At 56.5% G+C, this 4,054-nt stretch carries 3 pseudogenes; all 3 read right to left on the reverse strand.

Annotated features, from left to right (window positions below):
* Positions 1-186, reverse strand: a pseudogene (locus ACQKEN_RS25275) (hypothetical protein); the annotation flags it as partial.
* Positions 187-388: 202 nt separating this feature from the next.
* Positions 389-3,964 (reverse strand): annotated as a pseudogene (gene rpoC, locus ACQKEN_RS25280) (DNA-directed RNA polymerase subunit beta'); the annotation flags it as partial.
* Positions 3,960-4,054, reverse strand: a pseudogene (locus ACQKEN_RS25285) (hypothetical protein); the annotation flags it as partial. The pseudogenes ACQKEN_RS25285 and rpoC, both read right to left, overlap by 5 nt.

The following is a 4,054-nucleotide window of genomic DNA, read 5'->3' on the forward strand; positions in this document are numbered from 1 at the left end:
CGCGTTCGCCAGCAAGCCGGTTCCCACAGGGAAAAGCGGTGTTCGCTCTATCCCCATTACGCGTGAGAAAGCACCTCGCCCCGTGCAGGCGCCACGACGCTGCGGGCAGTTCTGCAGCGCAGGTACGTCGGATTTCTCGACGATACGCTTACGCGGCTGACGTACCAGCTGGTTGATAGTTGCCATCTACTAGCTCCACTGTTGTCTTGCGACGCTATTGTCTTACAAGAAAAGCAAAATGGCAGGACATACGTCCCGCCAGATTTAGGGGTACAAGAGTCTAAAGAGGATCCTGCCCCCAGTCAAGGCAAAGCCCCGATGTCCACAGCCACCGGCCACCCGTCGAAACCGGGTAAGACCAATGACCATGAAAATCGGGGCCCTACTCTCAATTACTGCTTGAGTTCAACGCTTCGGTCAGCGCGGCTTCAACTTCGCTCGCACTTACACGCATCGGTTTATCAGCTTCACGACGACGCTTGCGCTCGCTGTGATAGGCCAGACCGGTACCTGCGGGGATCAGACGACCCACAACCACGTTTTCTTTCAGGCCGCGCAGGTAATCGCGCTTGCCGGTAACCGCCGCTTCGGTCAATACGCGGGTGGTCTCCTGGAAGGAGGCCGCCGAGATGAACGATTCAGTGGACAGCGAGGCCTTTGTGATACCAAGCAACACACGAGTGAATTTGGAAACAAACTTCTCGTCGGCTGCCAGGCGCTCGTTTTCAACCAGTACGTGCGTCAACTCCATCTGGTCGCCCTTGATGAAGCTGGAGTCGCCCGACTCAGCGATCTCGACTTTACGCAGCATCTGGCGAAGGATCGTCTCGATGTGCTTGTCGTTGATCTTCACGCCTTGCAGGCGGTAAACGTCCTGAATCTCGTTGACGATGTATTTCGCCAGCGCGCTGACACCCAATAGACGCAGGATATCGTGCGGATCGCTAGGACCGTCGGAGATAACCTCACCACGGCTGACCTGCTCACCTTCGAAGACGTTCAGGTGACGCCACTTCGGAATCAACTCCTCGTACGGATCGGTACCATCGTTTGGCGTGATAACCAGACGGCGCTTGCCTTTGGTCTCTTTACCGAACGCGATAGTACCGCTGACTTCAGCCAGGATCGATGCTTCTTTAGGGCGACGCGCTTCGAACAAGTCGGCAACGCGGGGCAGACCACCGGTGATGTCACGAGTCTTGGAGGTCTCTTGCGGAATACGGGCGATAACGTCACCCACACCCACTTGCACACCATCCGCAACACCGACGAGGGCGTTCGCCGGCAGGAAGTACTGAGCAGGTACGTCGGTACCCGGCAACAGCAGATCCTTGCCATCAACACCAACCATCTTGACCGCAGGACGAATGTCTTTACCTGCTGCAGGACGATCTTTGGCATCCAGTACTTCGATGTTCGTCAAACCGGTCAATTCGTCGGTCTGGCGCTTGATCGTAATACCTTCCTCCATGCCCACGTAGGTCACGGTACCTTTCATCTCGGTGACGATTGGGTGAGTGTGTGGATCCCACTTGGCCACGATGGACCCAGCGTCGACCTTGTCACCTTCCTTGACCAGAATCACAGCACCATACGGCAGCTTGTAGCGCTCGCGCTCACGACCGAACTCGTCGGCGATTGCCAGCTCACCCGAACGCGAAACCGCAACCAAGTGACCGTCAAGACGCTCAACATGCTTCAGGTTGTGCAGACGAACGATACCGCCGTTCTTGACCTGGACACTGTCCGCAGCAGAAGTACGGCTTGCCGCACCACCGATGTGGAACGTACGCATTGTCAACTGGGTACCCGGCTCACCGATCGACTGCGCAGCGATAACGCCGACAGCTTCACCGATGTTCACCTGGTGACCGCGCGCCAGATCACGGCCGTAGCACTTGGCGCAGATACCGAAACGCGTTTCACAGCTGATCGGAGAGCGTACGATCACTTCGTCGATGCTGTTCAGCTCGATGAATTCAACCCACTTCTCGTCAACCAGCGTACCGCCTGGAACGATGACGTCTTCGGTGCCTGGCTTGAATACGTCACGGGCGATCACTCGACCCAGTACGCGTTCGCCCAACGGTTCTACGACATCACCGCCTTCAATGTGCGGCGTCATTACCAGACCGTGCTCGGTACCGCAGTCAACCTCGGTAACGACCAGATCCTGTGCCACATCCACGAGACGACGAGTCAGGTAACCGGAGTTCGCGGTTTTCAACGCGGTATCCGCAAGACCCTTACGAGCACCGTGGGTCGAGATGAAGTACTGAAGTACGCTCAGACCTTCACGGAAGTTCGCAGTGATCGGCGTCTCGATGATCGAGCCATCCGGCTTGGCCATCAGACCACGCATACCTGCCAACTGACGAATCTGTGCTGCGGAACCCCGCGCACCAGAGTCGGCCATCATGTACATCGAGTTGAAGGATTCCTGGTCAACAGTCTCGCCGTGACGATCGACAACCTTCTCTTTCGAGAGGTTCGACATCATCGCTTTCGAGACTTCATCGTTGGCCTTGGACCAGAGGTCGATCACCTTGTTGTACTTTTCGCCCTGGGTAACCAGGCCGGAGGCGTACTGACTTTCGATCTCTTTCACTTCATCGGTTGCGGCGTCGATGATGCGAGCTTTTTCATCAGGGATAACGAAGTCGTTAACGCCGATGGAAACACCCGAGATCGTCGAGTAGGCAAAACCGGTGTACATCAACTGGTCAGCGAAGATAACAGTCTCTTTCAGGCCAACCACGCGATAGCACTGGTTGATCAGCTTGGAGATCGCTTTCTTCTTCATCGGCTGGTTGACGACGTCATATGACAGGCCGGCTGGAACCACCTGAAACAGCAGCGCACGGCCGACGGTTGTGTCGACGATACGGGTGTTCTTGACACTGCCACCGTCACGATCGTTGATCGTTTCGTTGATGCGCACTTTCACTTTTGCATGCAGAGCGGCTTCGCCAGCACGGAATACACGGTCAACTTCCTGCAGATCCGCGAACACACGACCTTCGCCTTTGGCATTGATCGCTTCACGGGTCATGTAGTACAGACCCAGTACAACGTCCTGCGAAGGAACGATGATTGGTTCACCGTTCGCTGGCGACAGAATGTTGTTGGTCGACATCATCAGCGCACGCGCTTCAAGCTGGGCTTCCAGCGTAAGCGGCACGTGGACAGCCATCTGGTCGCCGTCGAAGTCGGCGTTGTATGCCGCACAAACCAACGGGTGCAGCTGGATCGCCTTACCTTCGATGAGAACTGGCTCAAACGCCTGGATACCCAGACGGTGAAGCGTCGGTGCACGGTTCAGGAGCACTGGGTGTTCGCGAATGACTTCGGCGAGAACGTCCCATACTTCTGGCAGCTCGCGCTCGACCATCTTCTTGGCAGCTTTGATGGTGGTAGCGAGACCACGCATTTCGAGCTTGCCGAAAATGAACGGCTTGAACAGCTCAAGTGCCATCTTCTTCGGCAGACCGCACTGGTGCAAACGCAGGGTCGGGCCTACGGTAATTACCGAACGGCCAGAGTAGTCAACACGCTTACCGAGCAAGTTCTGACGGAAACGGCCCTGCTTACCCTTGATCATGTCAGCCAGGGATTTCAGAGGACGCTTGTTCGAACCCGTGATGGCGCGACCGCGGCGACCGTTATCAAGCAACGCATCCACAGCTTCCTGCAGCATGCGCTTTTCGTTGCGCACGATGATGTCAGGAGCAGACAGATCCAGCAGACGCTTCAAACGGTTGTTACGGTTGATGACCCGACGATAGAGATCGTTGAGGTCGGAGGTCGCGAAACGACCACCATCCAATGGGACCAATGGACGCAGGTCTGGCGGCAGAACCGGCAAAACGGTCAACACCATCCACTCTGGAAGGTTGCCGGAACCCTGGAAGGCTTCCATCAACTTCAGGCGCTTGGAAAGCTTCTTGATTTTGGTTTCGGGCCTGTACCGCTGCGGCAGCTGCAGGGTGCAGCAACGTGGGCATCACCTGCTCGCACGGCGCAACCAGGTCGATTTCGTAACCGCCCAGGATCA

The sequence above is a fragment of the Pseudomonas sp. NPDC078416 genome (assembly GCF_050268485.1).
GTDB lineage: Bacteria > Pseudomonadota > Gammaproteobacteria > Pseudomonadales > Pseudomonadaceae > Aquipseudomonas.